The organism is Mesorhizobium sp. M7A.F.Ca.CA.003.01.2.1 (assembly GCF_003998945.1).
Taxonomy (GTDB): domain Bacteria; phylum Pseudomonadota; class Alphaproteobacteria; order Rhizobiales; family Rhizobiaceae; genus Mesorhizobium; species Mesorhizobium ciceri.
Map to the genome: position 1 here is coordinate 1 of NZ_RZRA01000614.1, position 3476 is coordinate 3476.

Annotated in this window: 2 protein-coding genes and 1 pseudogene; 2 read left to right on the top strand and 1 reads right to left on the bottom strand. The window is 62.3% G+C overall.

Annotated features, from left to right (window positions below):
- The first annotated feature begins 173 nt into the window (after positions 1–173).
- Together EN969_RS22250 and EN969_RS22255 are read left to right on the top strand one after the other, a co-directional pair.
- On the top strand, positions 174–419 hold the full coding sequence (locus EN969_RS22250) for a cytochrome c oxidase assembly factor Coa1 family protein (protein WP_244514305.1): 246 nt from the start codon (positions 174–176) through the stop codon (positions 417–419).
- 193 nt (positions 420–612) lie between these two features.
- Entirely contained in the window at positions 613–3048 is a 2436-nt protein-coding gene (locus EN969_RS22255; protein ID WP_063170256.1) for an FAD-dependent oxidoreductase, read from the top strand.
- Between the two features lie 327 nt (positions 3049–3375).
- On the opposite strand, the pseudogene EN969_RS36170 reads toward EN969_RS22255, so the two are convergent.
- A pseudogene (locus tag EN969_RS36170) lies at positions 3376–3476 on the bottom strand (3-hydroxyisobutyrate dehydrogenase); the annotation flags it as partial.

The window sequence follows — 3476 nt, forward strand, 5'->3', positions numbered from 1 at the left end:
AAATGTCTTTCCTGCAATCGGCGTCGCGGTTCTGGCCGGAAGTCTTTTCCGGCCGCACGCCATCGCTGTTCAACGGGGTTGCGGCGGAGCGCTCGATCAGCGCCGCGCTGAAGCCGGCAAGCCGTGCCGTGAAAGCGAATTTTCGCCGGCTGTCCAACAAGACCTGACCGGGGTTGCAAACCGACAGTTTCTGGGTCGGCGGCCATCTCAACGTCGATGCGAATGGGGCTGGTGACGCCCAGTTCGGCATTCCGGTCCACGGCGCCAGGGGCAAGGGCACGGCCTATTCGACGGCTGTCCGGACAGCCGGCACGTGGAGCCTGCGCCTGCTGGTCGTCAGGGTCGAGGGAGCCGATGCGCCGATCGTGCTGATCAACGAAGATCATGTCCCGATCCCGAATGCTGCAATCGGAATATAGCTAGGCAAAACGCAAAAAAGCGGCCTGAACGCGGGCGCGACAGCTGACAGTTCGGCCGGCTTCGTGGCCCAACAGTCGGGTGACCACTGCAGCGTTCCAGACAAGGAAATATGCTGAAAAGCCGGATGCTGTCTGACAGTATGCGCATGCGTTCATGTGGACCGGTGGCAATTTCAGACAAGGGCACGCGCATATGGTGAGTTCCTTTCGTGCGGTCGTGGTCGGTGGCGGCTGTGTGGGCGCCGGCATTCTCTACGGCCTGGCAAAGCGCGGCTGGACCGATGTGGCATTGCTGGAGCGAACACAGCTTACGGCCGGTTCGACATGGCATGCCGCGGGGCTCATCCCCTCTTACGCGCGCAGCCGCAATGTCGGCCGCATGATCGCCAGATCGATCGCGATCTATGAAGGCCTGGAGGCGGAGACGGGCCAGAACGTCGGCTGGCACAAATGCGGGCAACTGCGCATTGCCAACACGCGCGACAGGCTGGACGAGTACAGAAGCTACATGGACGTTGCCGAGGTCCAGGGAGTGCGGGCCCGGATCGTATCGCCCGCGGAGGCGCGAGAGATCTGGCCGCTGCTCGACAACAACACCATGCTGGGTGCCCTCTACCATCCCGATGACGGCCACATTGCACCCGCCGATGTCACCCAGGCCATGGCCAAGGGTGCACGCGACCTCGGCGCGAAGATCCATCTTGATACCGAGGTCGTGGGTTTCGAGCGGATGCCGAGCGGCGAGTGGAGGGTCAAAACCTCACGCGGCGAGATCGTCTGTGAACATGTCATCCTTGCAACAGGCAATTACGCACGCCAGACAGGCGCCATGCTGGGCCTGGACATTCCCGCGATCCCGATCCTGCACCAGTACTGGATCACCGAGGCGGTTCCCGAAATCGTGGAACGCAAACGGCTTGGTCTTCCGGAGATGCCGATCCTCAGGGACGAGGGTTACGAGGGCTATCTGCGCGAAGAGGGAGACGGGCTGATGTTCGGTCCCTATGAGCGTACCGAGCAGCTCAAGCTGTTCGCCGAAAACGGTGTCCCGGAATGGTTCGGCGCCGATCTGCTCGATGAAGATTTCGATGCCGTTTCCTGGAACTGGGAGCGCGCCACCGAACTGGTTCCCGCGCTCGGGCGCGCCGGCATCAAGCGCAATGTGCGAGGACCTTTCCAGATGACGGCCGATGAGCTGCCGCTGATGGGGCAGGCGTGGGGCCTGGAGAATGTCTGGCTCGCCGAAGGGGTGCCGGGGGGCATCCTTTGGGGCGGTGCGATTGGCTATTACCTCTCCGAACGGATCGTGGAGGGTGGCAACAGCATCGACACGGCGGAGCTGGATCCCCGCAGGTTCGGCCGATACGCCAACAAGAACTGGACCCGGGCCAAGGTCCGGGAAGCCTGGGGCACCCACGCCGTACAGCACTATCCGGGCCAGGACATGCCGGCGGCGCGACCGCAGAAAACGGCCCCGTCCTATGACCGCCTAAGTCAGCTTGGCGCGGTATGGGACGTGTTGAACGGCTGGGAGATGCCGAGCTGGTTTGCGCCCGCGGGTGTCGAGGCGCGCAATGTCTACAGCTGGCGCTGGACCCCCAAGGGGAACCACGTCGCCGCAGAGGTCCAGGCTGTCCGCCACGCCGGCGGTCTGGTCGAGATGACACCAATGACCAAGTTCGAGGTCGGCGGGCCGGGCGCCGAGGGCTGGCTCGACGGAATCCTGGCCAACAGACTGCCGCGTCCCGGTCGTGTCGCTCTTGCCCATCACCTGACGCCGACCGGCGGCGTGCAGGCCGAGTATGTGGTGGCGCGGCTGCAGAGCGACCTGTTCTATCTCATATCGACGCCGCGCGCCGAACGCTGGAACCTTGACGATCTCGGCCGGCTGTTGCCGAAGGACGGCAGCGTGCATCTGCGCAACGTCACGGAGGATCGCGGCAGCTTCACGGTGGTTGGGCCGAAGGCGCGCGACATACTGCAGCCGCTGACGGAGATCGACCTCTCCAACGAGGCCTTCCCATGGTTCAGCGTACAGTCCAGCACCGTCGGCATGGCCAGCGACGTACGGCTGCTGCGTGTCAACTATTCGGGTGAGCTGGGATGGGAGCTCTATCATCCACTCTGCTACCAGCGGCATTTGCTGGATGCGCTTCTGGCATCGGGAGAGGCACACGGGCTGAGGCTGGTCGGACTTCAAGCGCTGGAATCGCTTCGTCTCGATAAATCCTACCGGGCCATGTACCGCGATATGAACCCCGAATTGTCCGCCTGGGAAAGCGGCCTCGAGCGCTTCATCAGCCTCGACAACAGGGACTTCATCGGCCGGGCGGCACTGGTCGCGAAACAGCAGCAGGTTACACGCCGGATCGCCACACTGTCGATCGACACGGATGGTGCGAGCGCATTCGCCTTCGAGGGCGTTTACCGCGAAGGCGAGCTCGTCGGCCACATCACCTCGGCGGGCTATTCCTACACTTTTGGTCACGACATAGCACTTGCGCTGCTGCCCCTGGAACTTGTGTCGCCCGGTACCGAGCTCCAGGTTTCGATCCTCGGCGAGCGCCGCGCGGCAAAGGTGATCGCCGACTCGCCCTATGATCCGGAAGGCGCCCGCGGGCGCATGTGAGGTATCCCGGAGTACAGTTTCCGGTTCATCGATGTCTCAACCGTGCTGCAGGGTAAAACGCAAAAACCGCGCTCCATCGGGAACGCGGTTTTGCCAGATACGCATGGCGCTTCGCTACGCAAACACTTTGCGAAACTTATGGCACTTGTCGAAACTTACGGGCTCCGGTACGCGAGACCTGATCCGGAGCGCCGGACGGATGAGATGTCCGCCTCACAGTCCGTTTTATAGGGACATCGTTACCGCGGAGTTATCGAGAGCTTAAGCAAATCTAAATTTTCATTTTTTCCACCGAAGGAAACCGGAAAAATCCGCCAAATCCGTGGGTTACGCCGGGTTACCCCTGAGAAAATTAATTATGCCGGAGAAATCGACGCCGCCATGTCCCTGGGCGTTGAACAAGGCATAAAGCTGAGCCGCTTCGGCAC

Bases quoted from the DNA above. Each gene is read 5' to 3' on its own strand.
- EN969_RS22255 (WP_063170256.1), top strand. From the start codon at position 613: ATGGTGAGTTCCTTTCGTGCGGTCGTGGTCGGTGGCGGCTGTGTGGGC.